At 59.2% G+C, this 20,863-nt stretch carries 16 protein-coding genes and 2 pseudogenes; 11 read left to right on the top strand and 7 right to left on the bottom strand.

All coding sequences use genetic code 11. The features are described 5' to 3' along the window. Positions 1–3: 3 nt before the first annotated feature. The 4 genes from F9K07_RS08935 (at position 4) to lysS (ending at position 4,351) form a co-directional block, all read left to right on the top strand. The gene (locus tag F9K07_RS08935) at positions 4–1,089 is read left to right on the top strand and encodes an ABC transporter permease subunit (RefSeq protein WP_442907409.1); all 1,086 of its coding nucleotides are present in this window, start codon (positions 4–6) and stop codon (positions 1,087–1,089) included. A 13-nt stretch (positions 1,090–1,102) separates the two neighbouring features. Beyond that, entirely contained in the window at positions 1,103–1,873 is a 771-nt protein-coding gene (locus tag F9K07_RS08940; protein ID WP_159591668.1) for an ABC transporter ATP-binding protein, read from the top strand. 156 nt (positions 1,874–2,029) lie between these two features. Continuing rightward, entirely contained in the window at positions 2,030–2,746 is a 717-nt protein-coding gene (locus F9K07_RS08945; RefSeq protein ID WP_159591671.1) for an ABC transporter ATP-binding protein, read from the top strand. Between the two features lie 66 nt (positions 2,747–2,812). Continuing rightward, positions 2,813–4,351, top strand: coding sequence for a lysine--tRNA ligase (lysS, locus tag F9K07_RS08950; RefSeq protein ID WP_159591674.1), 1,539 nt, complete (start codon positions 2,813–2,815; stop codon positions 4,349–4,351). Positions 4,352–4,358: 7 nt separating this feature from the next. Here the strand turns inward: lysS and F9K07_RS08955 are convergent, their stop codons facing one another. Together F9K07_RS08955 and rpoH are read right to left on the bottom strand one after the other, a co-directional pair. After that, positions 4,359–6,128 (bottom strand): sensor domain-containing diguanylate cyclase, encoded by a 1,770-nt coding sequence (locus F9K07_RS08955; RefSeq protein WP_159591677.1) that lies wholly within the window; start codon positions 6,126–6,128, stop codon positions 4,359–4,361. Between the two features lie 113 nt (positions 6,129–6,241). Further along, the gene (gene rpoH / locus F9K07_RS08960; protein ID WP_159591680.1) at positions 6,242–7,189 is read right to left on the bottom strand and encodes an RNA polymerase sigma factor RpoH; all 948 of its coding nucleotides are present in this window, start codon (positions 7,187–7,189) and stop codon (positions 6,242–6,244) included. Positions 7,190–7,837: 648 nt separating this feature from the next. On the opposite strand from rpoH, the gene F9K07_RS08965 reads away from it, so the two are divergent. From F9K07_RS08965 to F9K07_RS08985, 5 genes are read left to right on the top strand one after another with little or no spacing between them, the layout of a single operon-like run. Then, positions 7,838–8,047, top strand: coding sequence for a helix-turn-helix domain-containing protein (locus F9K07_RS08965; protein ID WP_159591683.1), 210 nt, complete (start codon positions 7,838–7,840; stop codon positions 8,045–8,047). Position 8,048: 1 nt separating this feature from the next. After that, on the top strand, positions 8,049–10,445 hold the full coding sequence (gene hsdR / locus F9K07_RS08970; protein WP_159591686.1) for an EcoAI/FtnUII family type I restriction enzme subunit R: 2,397 nt from the start codon (positions 8,049–8,051) through the stop codon (positions 10,443–10,445). A gap of 24 nt (positions 10,446–10,469) precedes the next feature. After that, positions 10,470–11,933, top strand: coding sequence for a type I restriction-modification system subunit M (locus F9K07_RS08975; RefSeq protein WP_159591689.1), 1,464 nt, complete (start codon positions 10,470–10,472; stop codon positions 11,931–11,933). Beyond that, positions 11,933–13,630, top strand: a complete 1,698-nt coding sequence (locus tag F9K07_RS08980) for a restriction endonuclease subunit S (RefSeq protein ID WP_159591692.1) — start codon at positions 11,933–11,935, stop codon at positions 13,628–13,630. Before F9K07_RS08975 ends, F9K07_RS08980 begins: the two co-directional genes overlap by 1 nt. A 10-nt stretch (positions 13,631–13,640) precedes the next feature. Continuing rightward, positions 13,641–15,518 carry an ATP-dependent nuclease gene (locus F9K07_RS08985; RefSeq protein WP_159591695.1) on the top strand — a complete coding sequence of 626 codons (1,878 nt, stop codon included), beginning with the start codon at positions 13,641–13,643 and terminating at the stop codon, positions 15,516–15,518. Positions 15,519–16,121: 603 nt separating this feature from the next. On the opposite strand, the gene F9K07_RS08990 is transcribed toward F9K07_RS08985, so the two are convergent. The 3 genes and pseudogenes from F9K07_RS08990 to F9K07_RS32260 form a co-directional block, all read right to left on the bottom strand. After that, positions 16,122–16,322, bottom strand: coding sequence for a hypothetical protein (locus F9K07_RS08990; protein WP_159591698.1), 201 nt, complete (start codon positions 16,320–16,322; stop codon positions 16,122–16,124). 271 nt (positions 16,323–16,593) lie between these two features. Beyond that, positions 16,594–17,046, bottom strand: a complete 453-nt coding sequence (locus F9K07_RS08995; RefSeq protein ID WP_236581858.1) for a hypothetical protein — start codon at positions 17,044–17,046, stop codon at positions 16,594–16,596. A 6-nt stretch (positions 17,047–17,052) separates the two neighbouring features. After that, a pseudogene (locus tag F9K07_RS32260) lies at positions 17,053–17,229 on the bottom strand (TniQ family protein); the annotation flags it as partial. Positions 17,230–17,523: 294 nt separating this feature from the next. On the opposite strand from F9K07_RS32260, the gene F9K07_RS09000 reads away from it, so the two are divergent. Beyond that, positions 17,524–18,411: an NUDIX hydrolase gene (locus tag F9K07_RS09000; protein WP_201451540.1), complete on the top strand. Its 888-nt coding sequence runs from the start codon at positions 17,524–17,526 to the stop codon at positions 18,409–18,411. Positions 18,412–18,501: 90 nt separating this feature from the next. Continuing rightward, positions 18,502–18,990, top strand: a complete 489-nt coding sequence (locus F9K07_RS09005; RefSeq protein WP_159591704.1) for a hypothetical protein — start codon at positions 18,502–18,504, stop codon at positions 18,988–18,990. 11 nt (positions 18,991–19,001) lie between these two features. Here the strand turns inward: F9K07_RS09005 and F9K07_RS09010 are convergent, their stop codons facing one another. Then, on the bottom strand, positions 19,002–20,060 hold the full coding sequence (locus F9K07_RS09010) for an aldose epimerase family protein (protein ID WP_159591707.1): 1,059 nt from the start codon (positions 20,058–20,060) through the stop codon (positions 19,002–19,004). A gap of 28 nt (positions 20,061–20,088) precedes the next feature. Then, positions 20,089–20,856, bottom strand: a pseudogene (locus F9K07_RS09015) (enolase C-terminal domain-like protein); the annotation flags it as partial. Positions 20,857–20,863: the final 7 nt, after the last annotated feature.

The raw sequence follows: 20,863 nt of genomic DNA on the forward strand, positions 1-20,863 counted from the left end.
CACATGATGAATACCAAAATGGGCAAGCTGATCGTCTGGGTTGTCGGATTGATCCTTCTACTGGCGCTGCCGATCGTGCTGCAGGCCACGGGCAGCAACTCCTGGGTGCGCATCGTCGACATCGCGCTCATGTACGTGCTGCTGGCGCTGGGACTGAACATCGTGGTCGGCTATGCGGGCCTGCTGGACCTGGGCTACATCGCGTTCTTCGCCGTTGGCGCGTACGTCTTCGCGCTGCTGGGATCGCCCCACCTGGCCGATACCTTCCCGGCCATCAAGGCCATGTTCCCCAACGGCCTGCACTACAACATCTGGCTGGTGATGATCCTTGCGGCGGCGGTGGCTGGCGTGGTGGGCATGATCCTGGGGGCGCCCACGCTCAAGCTGCGCGGCGACTACCTGGCCATCATCACGCTGGGCTTTGGCGAGATCGTGCGCATATTCCTGCTCAACCTGGACCGCCCGGTGAACATCACCAACGGTCCCAAGGGCATCAGCCAGATCGATACCATTTCCGTCTTCGGGCTCGACCTGGGCAAGCGCCTGACGATTGGCGACTACACCTTCCAACCCGTCACGCTGTACTACTACCTGTTCCTGTTCTTCGTGATGCTGGCCATCCTCATCTCGTACCGCCTGCAGGACTCGCGCATCGGCCGCGCCTGGATGGCGATCCGCGAAGACGAGATCGCGGCCAAGGCCATGGGCCTGAATACGCGCAATCTCAAGCTGCTGGCTTTTGGCATGGGGGCTTCGTTTGGTGGCGTGTCGGGCGTTCTTTTTGCCTCGTTCCAGCGTTTCGTGTCGCCCGAGTCCTTCTCCTTGATGGAGTCGGTGATGGTCGTGGCCATGGTGGTGCTGGGTGGTATCGGGCACATCCCGGGCGTGGTGCTGGGTGCCTTGCTGCTGGCGGGCCTGCCCGAGTTGTTGCGCCACGTGGCGCACCCGCTCACGGAGTTGACCGGCGGCCGGCTGGCTCCCGAAATCCTGCGCCAGTTGCTGATCGCGTTGGCCATGGTGGTGATCATGTTGCTTCGACCGCAAGGCTTGTGGCCCACGCCCGAGCACGGCAAATCCTTGTCCAAGTAAGCGGAGCATTCACATGAGCGACACCGTTCTCAAAGTGGGGAATGTCTCCAAGCGTTTCGGTGGCCTGCAGGCCCTGAGCGATGTGGGCATCGAAATCCAGCGTGGCCAGGTCTACGGCTTGATCGGCCCCAACGGCGCTGGCAAGACGACCTTCTTCAACGTGCTCACGGGCCTGTACACGCCCGACAGCGGCTCTTTCGAACTCGCGGGCAAGCCTTACGCGCCCACGGCGGTGCACAAGGTGGCCAAGGCGGGCATCGCGCGCACCTTTCAGAACATCCGCCTGTTCGCGGAGATGACCGCGTTGGAGAACGTCATGGTCGGGCGGCATGTGCGCACGCATTCCGGTCTGGTCGGCGCCGTCTTCCGCACGCCCGGCTTCAAACGCGAAGAGGCCGCCATCCGGGCGCGGGCGCGCGAGTTGCTGGCCTATGTGGGCATCGAGAAGTTTGCCGACTACAAGTCGCGCACGCTGAGCTACGGCGACCAGCGCCGGCTGGAGATCGCCCGCGCGCTGGCCACCGATCCGCAACTGATCGCGCTCGACGAGCCCGCCGCGGGCATGAACGCGACCGAAAAGGTGCAGCTGCGCGAGTTGATCGACCGCATTCGCAAGGACGATCGCACGATCCTGCTGATCGAGCACGACGTGAAACTGGTGATGGGCCTGTGCGACCGCGTGACGGTGCTGGACTACGGCAAGCAGCTCGCCTCGGGCACGCCGGCCGAGGTGCAGAAGAATCCCAAGGTGATCGAGGCCTACCTCGGCACGGGCGGCCATTGAGATGAACACCCCCCTGCGCCGCTGCGCGGCTTCCCCCCTCTGTGGCGCGCCTTCAGCGCTTCGAGGGGGGACGGCAGCTTGGGCCGGCGGAGCCGTCCCTCGATGCCTCTGGGCTCAGGCATGCTCGCCGGACGCCGAAATGAACAAGGAAATGACATGGCGAACACACTCCTAAAAGTCAGCGGCCTGAAGGTCGCGTACGGCGGTATCAAGGCCGTCAAGGGCATCGATCTCGAAGTGCGCGAAGGTGAGCTCATTTCGCTGATCGGCTCCAACGGCGCTGGCAAGACCACCACCATGAAGGCCATCACTGGTTCGCTGGGTTACGAGGCCGGCGAGATCGAATACCTGGGCCAGAGCATCAAGGGCAAGGGCGCCTGGGATCTGGTCAAGCAAGGCCTGGCCATGGTGCCGGAAGGCCGTGGCGTGTTCACCCGCATGACCATCACCGAAAACCTGCAGATGGGCGCGTACATCCGCAAGGACAAGGCTGGCATTGCGCAGGACATCGAGCGCATGTTCGGCATCTTCCCGCGCCTGCGCGAACGCAAGGACCAGTTGGCCGGCACCATGAGCGGTGGCGAACAGCAGATGCTGGCGATGGCGCGCGCGCTCATGAGCCAGCCCAAGGTGCTGCTGCTGGACGAGCCGTCGATGGGCTTGTCGCCGATCATGGTCGACAAGATCTTCGAAGTCGTGCGCGATGTGGCCCAGCAGGGCGTGACCATTCTGCTGGTGGAGCAAAACGCACGCCGTGCGCTGCAGATCGCCGACCGCGGCTACGTGATGGACTCGGGCGAAATCATCATGACGGGACAGGGCCGCGACATGCTCGACGACCCCAAGGTACGGGCTGCCTACCTCGGTGAATGAAGGCGGGCGCCTTCGAAAACTACAATCATGGGTTGCGCACTTCGGTGCCCAACCCATTTTTCATTCATGAACCAAGCCCAAACCCCTGAGGCCATCGCGCCTGCACACGACGAAAACCAGCTCATCGCCGAACGCCGCGAGAAGCTCAAAGCCTTGCGCGAGGCACAGAAACAGGGGCATGGCGTGGCGTTCCCCAACGACTTCAAACCGGCGGACAAGGCCGCCGCGTTGCTGGGCATGCATGGCGATGCCACGGCCGAGACCCTGGCCGCGCAGCCGGTGCAGGCCAGCGTGGCCGGCCGCATGATGCTCAAGCGCGTGATGGGCAAGGCCAGCTTCGCGACCTTGCAAGATGCCACTGGTCGCATCCAGGTGTATGTCAGCCGCGATGCGGTGGGCGACACGGTGTACGCGGCGTTCAAACACTGGGACCTGGGCGACATCCTGGGGGTGGAGGGCACGCTCATGCGCACGCGCACGGGTGAGCTCACCATCCAGGTCTCCCATATCCGCCTGCTGACCAAGAACCTGCGGCCCTTGCCCGACAAGTTCCACGGCATCGCCGACCAGGAGATCAAGTACCGCCAGCGCTACGTCGATCTCATGATGGACGAGACCACGCGGCAGCGCTTCGCCACGCGCAGCAAGTCCTTATCCGCCATTCGCGAGTTCATGGTGGGGCACGGCTTCCTGGAAGTGGAAACGCCCATGTTGCACCCCATCCCCGGGGGCGCCAACGCCAAGCCGTTCAAGACCCACCACAACGCGCTCGACCAGGAGATGTTCCTGCGCATTGCGCCCGAGCTGTACCTCAAGCGCCTGTTGGTGGGCGGTTTCGAGCGCGTGTTCGAAATCAACCGGAACTTCCGCAACGAAGGCATCAGCGTCCGCCACAACCCCGAGTTCACCATGATGGAGTTCTACGCGGCGTACTGGAACTACCAGGACCTGATGGACTTCAACGAGCAACTCATCCGCCACGTGGTGCGCGAGGTGTGTGGCGATGGGCCGCTGACCTACCAGGGCAAGGCGGTGGATGTGATGTCGCCATTCGAGCGCTTGACGATCCGCGACGCCATCGTGAAATACACCGACGCTGGTGCCCAGGTGGACGACATGGCTTGGTTGCTCGGGCAATTGAAGAAGCTGGGCCTGTCCGAAGAGAAGCACCAGCTCTCCAGCCGCAGCCTGCCCAGTCTGCAGGTGCTGTTCTTCGAGGAGAAGGTCGAGGACAAGCTCTGGAACCCGACCTTCATCATGGACCACCCGACCGAGATCTCGCCACTGGCCCGTGCCAACGACGCGAACCCCGAGGTGACCGAGCGCTTCGAGCTTTACATCACGGGCCGTGAGTTCGGCAACGCGTTCTCGGAGTTGAACGACGCGGAAGACCAGGCCGCACGCTTCCAGGCACAGGCCTCTGCCAAGGACGGCGGTGACGAAGAGGCCATGTACTACGACGCGGACTACATTCGCGCGCTGGAGTACGGCATGCCGCCGGCCGGCGGCTGCGGCATTGGCATCGACCGCCTGATGATGCTGCTGACCGACAGCCCCAGCATCCGCGATGTGATTCTCTTTCCAGCGCTGCGCCGCGAAGTCTGAGCCCTGCTCAGAAATTCATCTTCACGATCGCTTTGCGCGGGACCTTGCGCAGGGCATCAAGGGCTTGGCGCATCCAGTCCAGGTGCGCCTGGGCGTCCTGCTGCATGTCCTGCGTGCTGTCGGGCAACAGGGCCACGACGATCTTGAACTTCAGCGTGGCGCCCACCGGCAATTGCAACGAGGGCCGCAGACCGCTGGCCACGATGCTGGTGGCGACGGACAGGGCCTGGGCATCGCGCACCGGTCCTTCCATCAGCAGCGCCAGGGTGCTGTCATCAACGCGGCTGGCAGTGTCCACGTCGCGCGCTACCGTGCGCAGCAAGGAGCCGGTGATCACCAGCGCCCGGTCCGCTTCTTCGCGGCCGTGGTGTTCCGCGAACCAGTCGTGGTTGTCCAGACTGATCAGCAGCAGCGCGGCGTGTTGCTGGTAGCGCTGAGCGCGTACCAGACTCTCGTGCAGGCGCAGCATGAAGTTGTGGCGGTTGGTCAGACCGGTGAGCGGCTCGGTCATGGCCAGGGCGCGGGCGCGGGCTTGGGCTTCGTGTTGCAGGGACGAACGTTGCAGCAGGCCATAGATCAGCAACGGGGCTTCGATCGCGGCCGCGATGACCATGCTGTACTGCGATAGAAAGCCGGAGGAGATCAGGCCGAAGTTGCGCATGACCGGCAGCGCGCCGGCGAGCAGCATGGGCAGCATGCCCAGCGCGATCCAGCGCACCCAGCGGTCGCCGGTGCGCCAGGCGGTCCAGAGCATGGCGTAGACCAGCACCATGGTCAGTGTCGACACCGCCGTCACGGCTTTCAGGCTCGCCGTCGTGGGCGATACCACGTCCCACAAGATCAGTGCCGTCAGCAGCGCCGGTGTGCCCAGGGCGGCCCGGTCGAGCCAGCGGCCGATGCGTCGGGGTTGCACCACGTGGCGCACGAACAGCAGGCCGCAGACGGCGGTCATGGGCATGAGAATGAACTCGGCCAGTCCGTTCCAGCGCGCCGAGCCTGGCCAGAGAAATTGGCCGGCGACACCCAGCGAAGCCGCAAGGGCCAGACCCAGGACGGTGGTGTAGACAGCGTAGGCCGCGAAACTGGTGTCGCGGAACACGAGCGCATTGGCCACCGCCGTGGCCGTGAGCAGCAAAGCCATGCCGAAATAGGCGCCGAGCAGAAACTGTTGATGGATGCGCAACTCGCGCAACGTGCTGTGCTTGTGGACCTGCAACGTGCCCGAAAAGGGCACGCGGGCGTGCTCGATCTGCACCCAATAGGTCACCGCGGCATCGGTGCGAGGATCGAGCGAGAACACCGGGTAGCGATCGGGAAACGCCCAATCCCGCACGGCGATGCGGTCGCCCGCGTGCTGCGCTTTCCAGCGGCCGTCGGCCAATCGGTGGTAAACGCTGATGCGGTCGGTGCCGGAGCGTGCCAACTCCAGCTCCCAAAGGGCGTGGTCGTCGCGCACCTGGACGTCGAAGCGCACCCAGAGGGCGGCGCCGTCGGACAGGGTCAATCGGTGGTCGGCGTCGCGCAGGGCAAAGGGCAGGTCTTGCTGTTGCGCTTCCACCTCCTGCACGGTGCGCTGGCCCGTCGGGTCAACCCAGTAGACGCTGCGCTGGGCCAGCGGCACGCTGTTCTGGGTGTCATCGAGCACCACGGTCGGCACGCCGGCGGCCATGGCGTGAGCGATGGGGAGCAGGGAGAGAAAAAACAGGGCGACCCAGACGGCCAGGCCGCGGGCACGACGGGTTCCGGGCATCGCGCCCTTCCACGAAAAATCGGACATGCTCCGATTGTGTCGTCTGTTACACAAGCTTTCCCCGCCAGGCTTGGCAAGGCGCGCAAAAAAGCCCCGGGGTCGGACAACCGCCGGGGCTTTCGTGACACCAGGGGAGGGGGTCAGGCGTAAGCCGCCAATGCCTTTCGCATCTTTTTCATGGCCGCCACCTCGATCTGGCGCACGCGCTCGGCGCTCACGCCGTACTCGGCCGCCAGTTCGTGCAGCGTCATGCCGCCCGAACCATCGTCATTCACCTTGAGCCAGCGCTCGCTCACGATGCGGCGCGAGCGCTCGTCGAGCTCGCTCATGGCCCGGGCCACGCCTTCCGTGGCCAGGCGGTCGCGCTGGGCCGATTCCAGCAAGGCCGTGGGTTCGTGGTTGGCGTCGGCCAGATAGGCGATCGGGCCGAAGCGGTCTTCGCCATCGTCGCTGGGGCTGGGGTCGAGCACCACGTCGCCGCCCGACAGGCGCGTTTCCATTTCGCGCACTTCCTCCGGCTTCACGCTCAGTTCGCGTGCCATCACACCCACTTCGGTGTCGGACAGCACGTCACGGTGGGTGTCGCCATCGGCCGCGTCGGCACGGAAGCTTTGTTTGCGCGAACGCAGGTTGAAGAACAGCTTGCGTTGCGCCTTGGTGGTGGCCACCTTGACCATGCGCCAATTCTTCAGGATGTATTCGTGGATCTCGGCCTTGATCCAGTGCATGGCGTAGCTCACCAGGCGCACGCCCTGATCGGGGTCGAAGCGCTTGACGGCCTTCATCAGGCCGACGTTGCCTTCCTGGATCAGGTCGCCGTGGGGCAGGCCGTAGCCCAGGTACTGGCGAGCGATCGACACCACCAGACGCAGGTGGGACATCACCAACTGGCCTGCGGCGTCCAGATCGTTGTCGTCGCGCAGGCGCCGTGCGGCTTGCTGCTCCTGCTCCAGGGTCAGCAGGGGCAAGCGGTTGACGGCGGAAATATAGGCGTCGAGGTTGCCCAGGGGGGGCACGAGCGCCCAGGGGTTCGCCACGGCGAGCGAGCCTTGGGTGGCGGTGGCAACAGGGGCGAGTGTTTGAGACATGTAGGAACCCTCCTCAGGTGTTCTGCCAAGAATATTAGCACTCTCTATGAGCGAGTGCTAAGGCGAGAGTTCCTTGCCACGGCGGCGGTGCGGCTTTTGATGGCACCCATTTTTGGACTCTTAAGTTGTCAAACGCCGTTCATTCTTGAACTTTTGCTCATTCATTTCTGAACTAGGCGTGCTTTGATTTCTGCTGGGCTTGAAGTTTCAGCTGATCAACATCGCCGTAACCTGTTGATATATTTCAATTGTTTTAGGATTCTTTGATTTTTAGCCTACTCCGTCTTGGCAAAGTTCAAGCAGATGAGGCCTTTGAAGCGCTCCTCGGCGTAAGTCGGTCACGGCGGAACTGACAGGTATGGAGTGATGAAGCCGAGCGAGGGGCTAGTTTGCATACCCACATCCGTATGGATCTCAACATGGACCTTCCTCCAGGGCATCCCACACTGTTGCGACACCCAGTCACGGAAGGACTTCCCTCCCCGTGGGAATGGTGCTCGGCTTGACTGCGATCGCGTATGCGGTAGATGGGCAAACGCTCAACTAACCAAGCTTTGAATCCTGGAACGGGCGGCAGCCGGAGCCATCGTCTGCTAGACTGAAAACGATCCAAAACGACTTTGAAGCTTCTTCTGGAGCACCAATGCCATGAACTCCGAACCGTGGGTCACCGCGATAGATGTTGCCCGGCATCTTGGCGTGGTGAAGGACACCGTTTACCGCTGGCGGGAACGCAAGGGCCTCCCTGCACACAAGATAGGTCGGTTGTGGAAATTCCAGCTCTCCGAGGTGAATGAATGGGTTCGCGGGGGCGGCGCGGCGGAAGATCAAGACCGCGAACACGAAGATGCCACTTGATATGGACAAACGCCAGCTCAGCGAGCGCGATATCTGCACAAAATTCGTTACCCCTGCGCTTGAGCAGGCGGGATGGGATATCTCCTCCCAGGTGCGTGAAGAGTTTCCGCTCACCAAGGGCCGCATCATCGTCCGTGGCAAGTTGCACACTCGCGCCCAAAACAAGCGTGCTGACTATGTGTTGTTTCATAGGCCCAACATGCCCATCGCGGTCATCGAGGCGAAAGACAACAAACACTCGCTGGGCGACGGCATGCAACAGGGCTTGGGCTACGCCGAAATGTTGCAGGTGCCCTTTGTGTTCAGCAGTAACGGCGACGGGTTCCTGTTCCACAACAAGATTGCCAAGGACGGCGTCATCGAACGGGAGCTGGCACTTCATGAACTGCCCAGTCCTGAGACGTTGTGGCATTGGTGGTCGGAGCACTTGGGCCTGAACACAGCACAGAGCGAACTAGTCTCACAGGACTACTACAGCGACGGCAGTAACAAAACCCCACGCTATTACCAGCTTCTGGCGATCAACAAGAGCGTTGAAGCTATCGCGCGTGGACAGAACCGTCTATTGCTGGTGATGGCCACCGGCACGGGCAAAACCTACACAGCCTTTCAGATCATCTGGCGTCTTTGGAAATCCAAAGCCAAGAAGCGGATTTTGTTTTTAGCCGACCGCAATATCTTGGTCGACCAGACCATGACCAACGACTTCAAGCCCTTCGGCTCGGCGATGACCAAGATCCAGAAGAGGCAGGCCAACAAGTCATATGAGATCTATCTGTCTCTGTATCAGGCAGTCACCGGCACGGAAGAAGAACGCAACATCTACAAACAGTTCAGCCGCGATTTCTTCGACCTGATCGTCATCGACGAATGCCATCGCGGCAGTGCGGCTGCAGACTCAGCCTGGCGCGAGATTCTTGAATACTTCTCGTCGGCCACCCAAATCGGCCTGACGGCCACACCCAAGGAAACCAAAGAAATCTCCAACATCGATTACTTCGGCGAACCGATTTACACCTATACCCTCCGACAGGGCATCGACGATGGCTTTCTTGCCCCCTACAAGGTGGTCCGCATTGACCTTGATAAAGACCTGACCGGCTGGCGTCCCGACAAAGGCATGCTCGACAAGCGTGGCAACGAAATTGAGGATCGCATATACAACCAGCGCGACTTTGACAAAAACCTTGTTCTGGAAAAGCGCACTGAGCTGGTGGCAAAGAAAATCAGCGACTTTTTAAAGCAGACTAATCGTTTCGACAAAACCATTGTGTTCTGCGACAACATCGATCACGCCGAGCGCATGCGTCAGGCATTGGTAAACGAAAACGCCGATTTGGCTGCACTGAACAGTAAATACGTGATGCGCATCACGGGCGATAACGAAGAAGGCAAAGCCGAACTCGATAACTTCATCTTCCCCGAATCTAAATACCCGGTCATCGCCACAACATCTAAATTGATGACCACGGGTGTGGATGCCCAGACCTGCAAAATCATCGTGCTGGATCAACGCATCCAGTCCATGACCGAGTTCAAGCAGATCATAGGCCGCGGAACGCGCATCAACGAAGACTACGACAAGTACTTCTTCACCATCATCGACTTCAAGAAGGCAACTGAACTGTTCGCCGACCCTGATTTTGATGGTGATCCGGTGCAAATATACGAACCGGCACCCGGTGAATCCCCGGTGCCACCCGACGAAATGACTGGCACTCCGGGCGACGAGGGCTTCACCTATCCACCTGCTGATGAATCGCCGTGGACAGGCGTTGCCGAGCCACACCCGGGTGAAGAAGGTAGTGGAGTTCGTCGGTATGTCGTCGCCAATGTTGAAGTCAAAGTGGCTGCCGAACGCGTGCAGTATTTCGACGCCAGCGGAAAATTGATTACCGAATCACTCAAGGACTACACCCGCAAGGCGCTGGCCAAGGAATTCAGCTCACTTGATGATTTTTTACGGCGCTGGAACAGTGCCGACAAGAAGCAGGCCGTTATCGACGAATTGGCCAATGAAGGGGTTTTCTTTGCCGCGCTGGCCGAAGAAATTGGTCGCCAGTCCGGCAAGGAGTTTGACCCCTTCGATCTGGTCTGCCACATCGCCTGGGATCAACCACCGCTTACCCGCAGAGAGCGCGCCGAGCAGGTCAAAAAGCGCGATTATTTCAATTGCTATGGCGAACAAGCGCAGCGTGTGCTGCAAGCCTTGCTGGACAAATACGCCGACGAAGGCGTCGGGCCTATCGAGGAGACACAAATCCTCACCATCGCCCCGTTCACCAGTTTCGGCACACCCATGGAAATCATCCGCGCCTTTGGCGGACTGGATCAATACCAACACGCCCTGCATGAACTCGAACAAGCGCTCTACAGCCCATCGCAGCAGCGCGCATAACAAGCACCTTTTGGAATCCATCCCATGGCTATCGGCACACTGATCAAAACCATTCAAGACATCATGCGCAAGGATGTCGGCGTTGATGGCGACGCCCAGCGCATCAGCCAGATCGTCTGGCTGCTTTTTCTGAAAATCTTTGACGACAAAGAACAGGAATGGCAACTCACCATTCCTGGCTACAAGTCGCCACTGCAAAGCCGTTTCCGCTGGAGCAACTGGGCAAAGGATGCAGAAGGTATCACTGGCGAAGAACTGATCGACTTTGTCAACAACGAACTCTTCCCCTCACTCAAGAAACTGGCCACCGTTGCTGGTGTGGCGCCGAACGGCAGAGTGGTTGGCTCGGTGTTTGAGGATGCCTACAACTACATGAAGTCTGGAACCTTGCTGCGGCAAGTGATCAACACCATCGAGGTGGACGTTGATTTCAACTCCTCGTCAGACCGCCACCTGTTCAACGATATCTACGAAAAAATCCTGGCCGACTTGCAGTCAGCAGGTAACGCCGGTGAGTACTACACACCGCGCGCAGTCACTCAGTTCATGGTCGATATTCTCAACCCCCAACTGGGCGAAAGCGTCCTCGACCCGGCTTGCGGCACCGGCGGTTTTTTGACCTGCACCATCGAACACCTCAAGAATCAGGTCAAAACAGCAGTGGACCGCAACACCCTGCAAGAGAGCATCCACGGCGTCGAGAAAAAGCCGCTGCCGCACATGCTGGCCATGACCAACCTGATGCTGCATGGCATCGATGTGCCCAGCAACATCCGGCACGACAACACCCTGAGCCGCCCGCTCAAGGACTACGGCCCGAAAGACCGCGTCGACATCATCCTCACCAACCCGCCGTTCGGCGGCATGGAAGAAGACGGTATCGAGAACAACTTCCCGCGCAAGTACCAGACCCGCGAAACCGCCGACCTGTTCATGGCGCTGATCATGCATCTTCTTAAGCACGACACCGGTCGCGCCGCCGTCGTGCTGCCCGATGGTTTCCTGTTTGGCGAGGGCGCCAAAACCACGCTGAAACGCGAGTTGCTGGAAGAATTCAACCTGCACACCATCGTTCGCCTGCCCAAGGGCGTATTCGCCCCGTACACCAGCATCGCGACCAACGTGTTGTTTTTCGAGAAAGGCGAACCGACGAAAGATGTCTGGTTCTTTGAGCATCCTTATCCGGATGGCTACAAAAGCTATTCCCGCACTAAACCACTGGACATCAAAGAATTCGATCTGGAAAAGGGCTGGTGGGGTGGCTCAACGCGCAAGGGTCGTAAGACGACAGAAAACGCCTGGAAGGTTTCTGCAGCCGATATCGCAGCACGCAACTACAACCTGGATTGCAAGAATCCCCACGCCGTGGAGGTGAATCACCGCGATCCAGCCGAGTTGATGGCGGAATACCAGGAAATCACTAGTCAGCTGGCCGAGGCACAAAACGCGCTGAAGGCAGAGCTAATGCTCGCCCTCGGAGGGCGGTGATGGAATTGCTGGAGCAACACTTCGACACAGCGTTTTCTGCACCAGAAGGCATTCAAAAGCTGCGAGAACTTATCCTGACACTAGCGATGCAGGGCAAGCTGGTGCCGCAAAACCCAAACGACTTGCCAGCTAGCGAACTGCTTAAAGAGATAGATGCCGAGAAAAAGCGACTGGTGAAGGCCGGTAAGATCAAAACGCCCAAGCATCTGCCCGAAAGTATTTTCGGTGAAGTGCCGTACGTTTTGCCACAGGGCTGGCAGTGGGTTCGTCTCGGCAGTATTGGCAACATCTTCAATGGCAACAGCATCAACGCCTCAGAAAAGGAATCGAAGTACGCCGGTGCTGAAGGTCTACCCTATATCGCGACCAAAGATGTCGGCTACGGTTTTGATCCGTTGGACTACGAAAATGGAATCTGCATTCCTCTCAATGAGGCGAAATTCAGAGTCGCGCACCAAGGTGCAGTTCTGATCTGTGCTGAAGGTGGCAGTGCCGGGAAAAAATGTGGCCTGACTGACCGCGACATCTGTTTCGGCAACAAACTATTTGCGAATGAACTGTATGGTCACATTCCATCCCGGTTCATTCTCTACACTTATCTGTCGCCCGTCTTTCGGGCATCGTTTGCAGCGGCAATGACGGGGATTATTGGCGGTGTCTCCATTGCGAAATTTGTCGAGATACTTCTACCGCTCCCGCCGCTTGAGGAGCAACACCGCATCGTCGCGAGAATTGATCAACTGATGGCGTGTTGCGATGCGCTGGAAAAACTGCGCGCCGATCAGAAAGCAAAGCGCCTGGCTGTCCACGCTGCTGCACTCTCTCAACTACTTGATACCACCGGTGGCGGTAGCGCCAACGATGCTTGGGCCTTCATCACCCAATACTTCGGTGATCTTTACGCAGTCAAAGAAAATATCGCTGAACTGCGCAAGGCAATTCTTCAACTCGCCGTCATGGGCAAACTCGTCCCGCAATACTCAAACGACGCGCCCGCTAGTGAATTGCTCAAAGAAATCGAAACTGAGAAAAAGCGGCTTGTGAAAGAAGGCAAGATAAAAATACTTAAGCCGCTTCCAGAGATCAAACCTGAAGAAATTCCCTATGCGTTGCCACTGGGTTGGGCGTGGGCACGTCTTCAAGATGTGTTGGATGTTAGAGATGGCACGCATGACTCCCCAAGGGATGCGATTGGCCCGAACACCTACCCGCTTATTACAAGTAAAAACTTTGTGAACGGTGGAGTCGACTTTGCTAATGCACGACAAATCTCTGCTGAAGATCATTTTGAGATAATCAAACGTTCGCGAGTTGAGCGACTCGATATCCTTTTCTCCATGATTGGTGGAAATATTGGCAACCAAATCATTGTCGAAGAAGATCGTGAGTTCAGTATAAAAAATGTCGCTCTATTTAAGTATTACAACAAGTCGTTTACTCAGCCCTATTTCATCAAAAGATTCATGGAGCATCTAGCTATCGATTTGCAGCAAAAAGCTGCGGGGGGCGCGCAGCCATTTGTTTCACTGGGATTTCTTCGAAACCTTGTTATTGGTCTTCCACCGCAACTCGAACAACAACGCATCACAAGCAAAATAGACCAGCTTATGGGGTTGTGTGACACGCTAGAGCAGCGGATTGCTGCAGCCACTTGTAAGAAAACCGAATTGCTGAATGCCGTAATGGCGGAAGTGTGAGCGAGCTGCCATGCGCTTGAAATCGGTCTTCATCAGACAATACAAAAACCTCAAAGATTTCTCCATGAGTTTTGACGGGACGAGTTTCATCGATGTGTTTGTCGGCAAGAATGGCAGCGGAAAATCGAATTTATTTGAAGCGTTAATAGAGATATTTCGACACCTTTATGAGTTCGATAACAAGAGTGAAATCGACTTCGATTTCACGGTCAAATATGAAATCGATGGCACGGAAAATGAAATCGTATGGAGGACTGGTAAGCTCAGTGTCAATGGCAATGAGCGCAAGAACATTGGAGATACTCCTCTGCCCGACAATGTGCTGATCTACTACTCCGGCCATAACGATACAGTGTCCGGCTTGATACAACGATACGAGGCGGATTTCCGCAAACGCATCAAAGGTGCCAATCCTGACGAGAGCCGGCGCTTTATTGGCATCGGGCCGGAATATAAGCAATTGTTGCTGGCAGTCTTGCTGTTACAACCTGCCGAGAACACGGCTCGGCAGTTCATTTGCCAGAAGCTGGGTATAAAAAGTGTCGATTCAGACATGCGGTTGACACTTCAGCGCCCTGCGTTCGCTGCTGGTGCGCTGAAGGCGCTGAATATGGACGGCATCGAGAACTTCGATCCGCGTACCCATTATTGGGGTGCCGATGGCATCACTCGTGAATTTTTAAACAGACTCGTCACCTGCGTCAAGGGTGAGTTCAATCATGGTAATGTCTATAACTCTGCCGATGACCATTACCGGATTCTGATCAATATCGAACTATTTCATCGTGAGTTTGCCGCTGAGTCTGTCTCGGATATATTCCGCCAGTTCGACAATTTGAAAACACTTGGGATGCTTGAGGGACTTGTTGTTCCTCTCGCCTTGACCAGTGGTCTTGATGCCAGCATCTCCCATTTTAGCGATGGTCAGTTTCAGTCGGTTTACATCTATTCCATCGTCGAACTGTTCAAAGACCGAAATTGTCTCATCCTGCTTGATGAACCGGATGCATTTCTCCACCCGGAATGGCAGTTTGATTTTCTTCGGCAAGTGTTCGAGATAACCGATGCGGCAGCCAAGACTTGCCATGTATTGATGAGCAGCCACAGTGCATCCACAATTACCTGCGCCAACGATAGCGTTATCAACTTGTTCGAGTTCGACGGCGAAAAGGTGGCACTGACCAAGGTAAACAAGTCCGACATCATCAAATCGTTATCTGCAGGATTGATTACTTTTTCTGAGAGTGAAGCGCGGCTGAACATTCAGCACGTATTGAAAAACACTAGTGGGCCTGTACTCTTCACAGAGGGCATCACGGATGAAATGATCCTTGAAACTGCTTGGCAGAAGCTGTATCCAGCGGTGAAGCGGCCCTTTGAGATACAAAACGCATTTAGCTGCGGCTTTCAGCGTAATCTTGTTAAAGATAACGCGCTGTATCAGAACCATCCGGACAGGACGTTTTTTGCGCTTTTTGATTTTGATGAGGCCTACAATGACTGGAACCAACTGGGTCAGGATGTGCAAACTGATCCAACCTTGTGCCTGACCAAGAAGCGTAATGGGTGCGAAAGTTACGCTCTTTTGCTACCCGTTCCGACCGCTGGCCAGATTCGTGGACAGGTGATCAACCCACGTACTGGTGGTAATTTCGGAAACAAATCGCTGCTAACCATAGAACTTCTGTTTCACGGCGTGCCTGGTCTTGACGCATTTTTCACTATCGATACCGAGAGGACGGACGGATTCATCAAATTCATCAGTGATGGGCAAAAGACGACTTTCGCCCAGGATGTCGTACCAGGGCTTGATGCTGCGCATTTTTCAGTGTTTCGTCATCTTTTTAATTTCATCAAATCCAAGTGTGCTGGAGGTGCCCCTGCATGAGCACCAAACTTCCCATCAACCTCACCGACCTGCTGCGCCAGCGCACGATTGAGGATGAGCGCATCGAGTACAAGGCGTCTGATCATCCGCGCCTTGTGCGCCAATGACTTCGAAAACTTCGGCGGTTGTGATGTGGTGATCTGTTTAGTTGGATGAGAGTCTGCGCTGCCAAGCAATGGCTAAGAGCGACGGTGACTGGTTCCCAGTGGGCAGTTTGAGCTTCTAAAAGTCGGTAATCGCTGCATATCAGCACTTGGTGCGGGCTACAAACGTCCCGGTTCGGATCGGCATCGATCTTCGTTGGTGGATCGCACCTCCCCCTTGGCGTGCCACCGGCACATCTTCAAGCCGCGTCGCGTATTCGGCGTGCGGCTCTCCTGCTTCATGCCCCACACCGCTGGGGAACGACCTTTCCAGCAGATGCGGCGTGTACCGTCCCCTAGCCGTAAGCCCGGTGATCGCATCCATGGGTTGCATGAGCTGTGAGCGATCCCGCAACGAGCGTGGTGGTCCTGACCAGGAGAGAAAAAGCCCACCGAAGTGGGCTGTGAGAATGCTCGTATGGATGCTTTCGGATTTGAATGTGCGAAACAATCAGTCTCCTCAGTCTTCATCACTCGCCTTGAGTCCCTGGATCACAAGGGCGACGACGACAAGCAAAGTTGACAGCGTGAGCAGTACGGCCGCAGCAAGGATGCTTATGCCAAAAACGAACGATCCAATGATCGAAATGGCCGCCATTCCGACGGCTAGCTTGTTGCATACGCGTGCGAGACCGCCTCGCTGGCTTTTGTTGAATTGCATTTGATGCCTTCCTTTCGGTGATGCTGGAACGGGATGTCCCAAACTGAGAGGGAGATGTCCGCAAAGAAAAAAGTCCGGGCCTGGCGCTGCTGCAAAAACCTGTGGAGCCCATCCAAGGCAGTTGCAGGGGGCCGAGATTCGGCAGGCGCTGCTTATAAATCCAATCGATTCTTCCTCCTGGCCGGTGTACACGCATCGCTGCCGCTTTGCTGTGGAGATGGGCACTAGCTGTTACACGAGACCTTTTCCCCGCAAGGCCAAGTCGGCAGGGTCAATGTTCGCCAACGGCTTCATCTCCTTGAGTTGCTTCTGTGTGTTCGCCTCTAGACGCCTGACGTTCGGTAGCTCGCCGCCGGATCCGCTGCAAAAGACGGCCTCTCAAAATTGCGACAGTCAACCAGTTCTCCTGATTGGGCAGGAGTAGCTGTTGATCAAGGCGACACAGCGTGCTCAGTGGCAGTTTCTTCTCTGCTGTATCCCTGAAAAGATATCCCTCTAAGAGCGCCCGCAGCACTGCAAGGCCATTGGCCATCAAGGTCCTCTCCATGACGCTGATGAGAGAAAACGCCTCCCCTGTGCTGAGCGTACTGCCCTTGCAGAGGTCCTCGCCGCACGACATGCAGTGCTTCAGATACGCAATCCCCTTGCCGCCCGGTCCAGCCTGAAGCTGATTGGCGGGCATGGTCACCGTTGAGTTGCAGACATGGCATCGATCCTCAAGCATGCAGTGGTGCACCTTGCAGTAGCGAAACCCTGTGAAGCGCCAATGAACAGGAAAGTGAGGTTCACGTTGGTCTTGAAGACAGTGCGGGCAGAACCGATACCTTGGTCTTGCCCCTTTGGTGGAGGACAGCAAAAATCTCTTTGTTCGTACGCTGCGAAAGAAGAGGCCCGTAGCACTTCTCAAAATTGCCCGCCTTCAGACTGCAACAGAATTCAAGAATCGCTGGCGAGAATCCCGCAAAGTTCAAAAATGAACGAGCGCCGCCTACAATGTTGACAGAGCTGCGGTTCGCTAAGTCATTGATTTAACACCGGGGAGGATTCAAGAATTAGCGCCTTTCGACATAAGTCTCGCCTAATGTTCTGATATGGATTCAAAGAGAGTTCTTTGTGCCTATAGGGCCAGGGCGGCTTCGGGTGGGCCGATGTCCATCCGTCATGAAGGGCGAGGCGCTGAAGATGCACCGACAATCGGTCCATGACCATCGCCATGAATGCAGAAGAAGTGCTCGCCCCGCCCGTGGACGCCGCCACCGTGATGGTGCTGCGCGACAGCCCCTCGGGCCTGGAGGTGTTGCTGGTGCGCCGGCACGGCGATTCGGGCGTGCTGGGCGGCGCTCACGTCTTTCCGGGCGGCAAGCTGGACGCCGATGACCTGCTGCAGGATCCGTCAATGCTGGAGCGGTCCGCGCAGGCGTGCCAGACGGCACTGGGTGAAGACGGTCTGGCGGCGTCCGCGGCGCTGGGCCTGCACGTGGCGGCCTTGCGGGAAACCTTCGAAGAGTGCGGGTTGTTGCTCGGCGTGCCGCCGGGCGCCGCGCAGGCACAGGCACAGGCGGTGCGCGAGCGGACCGCTGCGGGCGAGCCGTTTGGCACCGCGTTGCAGGCGCTGGGCCTGCCCGTGGACACGACCTGTGTGCGGCCCTGGTCGCGCTGGATCACGCCGCGCAAGCCGGCCATGATGAACAAGCGTTTTGACACCCGCTTCTTCGTGACCGCCGCACCAGGGGGCCAGGTCGTCGAGCACTGCGAGCGCGAGGCCACCGAAGCCGTCTGGGACTCGCCACGCCATTGGCTGGAGCGCTATTGGGCGCGAGAGGTGGAAATGGCACCGCCGCAGATCATGAGCCTGTGCCATCTGGCGGGCATGCGCGATGTGGCCGAGGTGCTGAACACGGCGCGCGGCGAAAGACCGCCCCTGATCCAGCCGGAATCGTTCGTGCAGGATGGGGAACGCGTGTTGTGCTATCCCGGTGACCCGGCGCATTCGGTGACCCAGCGGGCCTGGCCGGGCCCCACGCGCGTGTTCATGCGCAACCACCGCTTCGAGCCGGATGGCGGGCTGGCGGCCTTCCTGGGCATGTGAATGGCCCGCAGGACGGGTACTGCACAGGAACTCGTTTTTGCGTGGCATGTCCAACGTGCCCATGCGCTCATTGCCCAAGGAGGCCCCACCATGCGTTTGTTCATAGGGCTTGTGATTGCCGTGTCGGGTCTGACCGCTTGCACCGGCTATGCGCCAGCGGCCAGCCCCACCGGAATGACCGCCGATCAGGTCATTGCGCAGATGGGGGCGCCCGAGACGCGCCGCTCGGTGGAGGGCGGGAGCCGGCTGGAATATCCGCGTGGCCCGTTCGGACTGCACACCTGGTTCGTCTATCTCGATGCGTCGGGACGGGTTGTGCGCACCGAGCAGGCGCTCACCGAGCGCAACTTTCTCAACATCAACCCGGGCATGGGCCAGGACGAGGTGCGCTATGTGCTGGGCCGGCCGGGCGAGGTCTATACCTTGGGCCGTTCGCGTGGGGTGGTGTGGAGCTACCGCTACGAAAACCCGTTCTGCCGCTGGTACCAGGTGGAGATCGGGCAAGACCAGAAGGTGCGTTCGGCGGGCTACGGTGAACCACCGGAATGCAGGCGTCGGGATCGGGTTCCGTTTCCCTGAGACAGCACCGTTCAGCGCACCCCGAAGCGGTAGACCGTGGTAGCCCGGTAGGGCATGCCGGGCCGCACGGTGTTCTGCGGCAGCGCCGGGCAATTCGGCGCATTGGGGAAATGCTGGGGTTCCAGGCACACGGCCGAGCGTGGTCGGTGCTGCACCCCCCATTTGCCCAGATCGGGTTGGGGTGCGACACCCAGTTGGCCGGCGGTGTACACCTGCAGCAGTGGCTCGGTGGTCCACACGTCCAGCGTGCGGCCGCTGGCCTCGCTGTGCAGCTGGGCGCAGCGGCGCAATTCGCTGACAGGGTTGGGCGCCAGCACGTAGCTCAGGTCGATGTCGGGCAGGTCGCCCAGGCGCGAGGCGCTGCGCAGATCCTGGGCATGGCCTTCCAGGGGCACGCGCTGGCCGGTGGCGATGCCGTCAATGCCGGTGGCGAGCACGGTGTCCGACGGCACCTGGAGCGTGTGGCCATCGATGCGCTGGCCCTGGTCCACGCCGTCGAGGTTGAAGTAGATGTGGCTGGTGAAGCTCGCGGGCCCGGGTTTGTCGAGCGCGGTTGCGGTGTGTTCGAGCACGAGCGCGTTGTCGTCGTCCAGGCGGTAAGTCAGTTGCAGGTCCAACGTGCCCGGAAACCGGTCTTCGGCGGTGTGAAAGCGGTGGTGCAAGCGCAGGGTTCGCGCGTCGACCTGCGTGGTGTCGAACACGCGGTGGCGCGAGCCGCGCGGGCCGCCGTGGATGCAGTGGGGTCCCGCATTGGGCGTGAGCAGGTGTTCACGCCCGTCGAGTGTGAAGCGCGCGCCGCCCATGCGCCCGGCGTACCGGCCCACGAACGCGCCCATGGAGGGAGACCCGGTGATCACGTCGGCCAGCCGGTCGTAGCCCAGCACCACATCGGCCAACGCACCGTGGCGGTCCGGCACGGCGATCTGCAGGATCTTCGCACCCAGGTTGGTGACGGCCACCACCATACCCTGGGCATTGCGCAGGAAGAACAGGGCGGTGGCGCGCCCGTCCACGTCGCCGACGAAGCGGGCGGGATCGAGCAGGCGTGGCGAGGAGGAGGTGGTGGTCATAGCCCTATTGTGGGCCGGTGGGCACCCCTCAGAAGCTCGGCTGGTGGCCGGTGAACCCGGGGTCGTACTTGCGCATCTGGGCCAAGTCGTCGCGGTGGCGAATGCCGCAGTGCAGGTAGTTGTGGTGCAGGCGGGCCGGAGACCCATGGTCCATCGTGACACCCAGCCCGGGTGCCGTGGGCACCTTCAGGGCGCCGGTTTGCCCGCCCGCGATCACTTCGTCGTCCTGCTACGGGTAGTGCGTGTCGCAGGCGTATGCGAGGTGGGTCATGGCGATCAGGCTGATCCCCAGGTGCGAGTTGGAATGCATCGACAGTCCCAGATCGAAGGTCTCGCACAGCGTGAACAGGCGCTGGGTGGCGCGCAGGCCGCCCCAGTAGTGGTGGTCGGACAGCACGATCTTCACTGGGCAACCCATCTCTGCGTTGCGGCGGAATTCGTCTAAGTCGGTGACCACCATGTTGGTGGCCAGCGGCACGTCGCAGGCTTGGGTGACGGCCGCCATGCCTTCGAGGCCCGGGGCCGGGTCTTCGCAGTACTCCAGCACGCCGCGCAGCCGGTCGACGATGGCCCGGCTGGTGGCCACGGTCCAGTTGCCGTTGGGTTCGATGCGCAGGGGCGCGCCCGGGAAGGCCCCGGCCAAGGCGAGGATGCCGTCGGCTTCCTGATCGGGTGGCGGCGTGCCGGCCTTGAGCGCTTCGCCCCAGGGATCGGGCGGGTAGGGACGTTCGACGTGTGCGGCGTACTTGAAAAACAGGTAGGCGCTGAACGGCACCGCGGGGCGGGCCGCCCGGCCGCCGATT

The sequence above is a fragment of the Hydrogenophaga sp. BPS33 genome (assembly GCF_009859475.1).
Taxonomy (GTDB): Bacteria; Pseudomonadota; Gammaproteobacteria; order Burkholderiales; family Burkholderiaceae_C; genus Hydrogenophaga.

Bases quoted from the DNA above. Each gene is read 5' to 3' on its own strand.
- lysS (WP_159591674.1), top strand. From the start codon at position 2,813: ATGAACCAAGCCCAAACCCCTGAGGCCATCGCGCCTGCACACGACGAA.
- F9K07_RS09005 (WP_159591704.1), top strand. From the start codon at position 18,502: ATGCGTTTGTTCATAGGGCTTGTGATTGCCGTGTCGGGTCTGACCGCT.
- F9K07_RS08985 (WP_159591695.1), top strand. From the start codon at position 13,641: ATGCGCTTGAAATCGGTCTTCATCAGACAATACAAAAACCTCAAAGAT.
- F9K07_RS08935 (WP_442907409.1), top strand. From the start codon at position 4: ATGATGAATACCAAAATGGGCAAGCTGATCGTCTGGGTTGTCGGATTG.
- hsdR (WP_159591686.1), top strand. From the start codon at position 8,049: ATGGACAAACGCCAGCTCAGCGAGCGCGATATCTGCACAAAATTCGTT.
- F9K07_RS08980 (WP_159591692.1), top strand. From the start codon at position 11,933: ATGGAATTGCTGGAGCAACACTTCGACACAGCGTTTTCTGCACCAGAA.
- F9K07_RS09000 (WP_201451540.1), top strand. From the start codon at position 17,524: ATGACCATCGCCATGAATGCAGAAGAAGTGCTCGCCCCGCCCGTGGAC.
- F9K07_RS08990 (WP_159591698.1), bottom strand. From the start codon at position 16,322: ATGCAATTCAACAAAAGCCAGCGAGGCGGTCTCGCACGCGTATGCAAC.
- F9K07_RS09010 (WP_159591707.1), bottom strand. From the start codon at position 20,060: ATGACCACCACCTCCTCCTCGCCACGCCTGCTCGATCCCGCCCGCTTC.
- F9K07_RS08955 (WP_159591677.1), bottom strand. From the start codon at position 6,128: ATGTCCGATTTTTCGTGGAAGGGCGCGATGCCCGGAACCCGTCGTGCC.
- F9K07_RS08965 (WP_159591683.1), top strand. From the start codon at position 7,838: ATGAACTCCGAACCGTGGGTCACCGCGATAGATGTTGCCCGGCATCTT.
- F9K07_RS08975 (WP_159591689.1), top strand. From the start codon at position 10,470: ATGGCTATCGGCACACTGATCAAAACCATTCAAGACATCATGCGCAAG.
- rpoH (WP_159591680.1), bottom strand. From the start codon at position 7,189: ATGTCTCAAACACTCGCCCCTGTTGCCACCGCCACCCAAGGCTCGCTC.
- F9K07_RS08940 (WP_159591668.1), top strand. From the start codon at position 1,103: ATGAGCGACACCGTTCTCAAAGTGGGGAATGTCTCCAAGCGTTTCGGT.
- F9K07_RS08945 (WP_159591671.1), top strand. From the start codon at position 2,030: ATGGCGAACACACTCCTAAAAGTCAGCGGCCTGAAGGTCGCGTACGGC.
- F9K07_RS08995 (WP_236581858.1), bottom strand. From the start codon at position 17,046: ATGCTTGAGGATCGATGCCATGTCTGCAACTCAACGGTGACCATGCCC.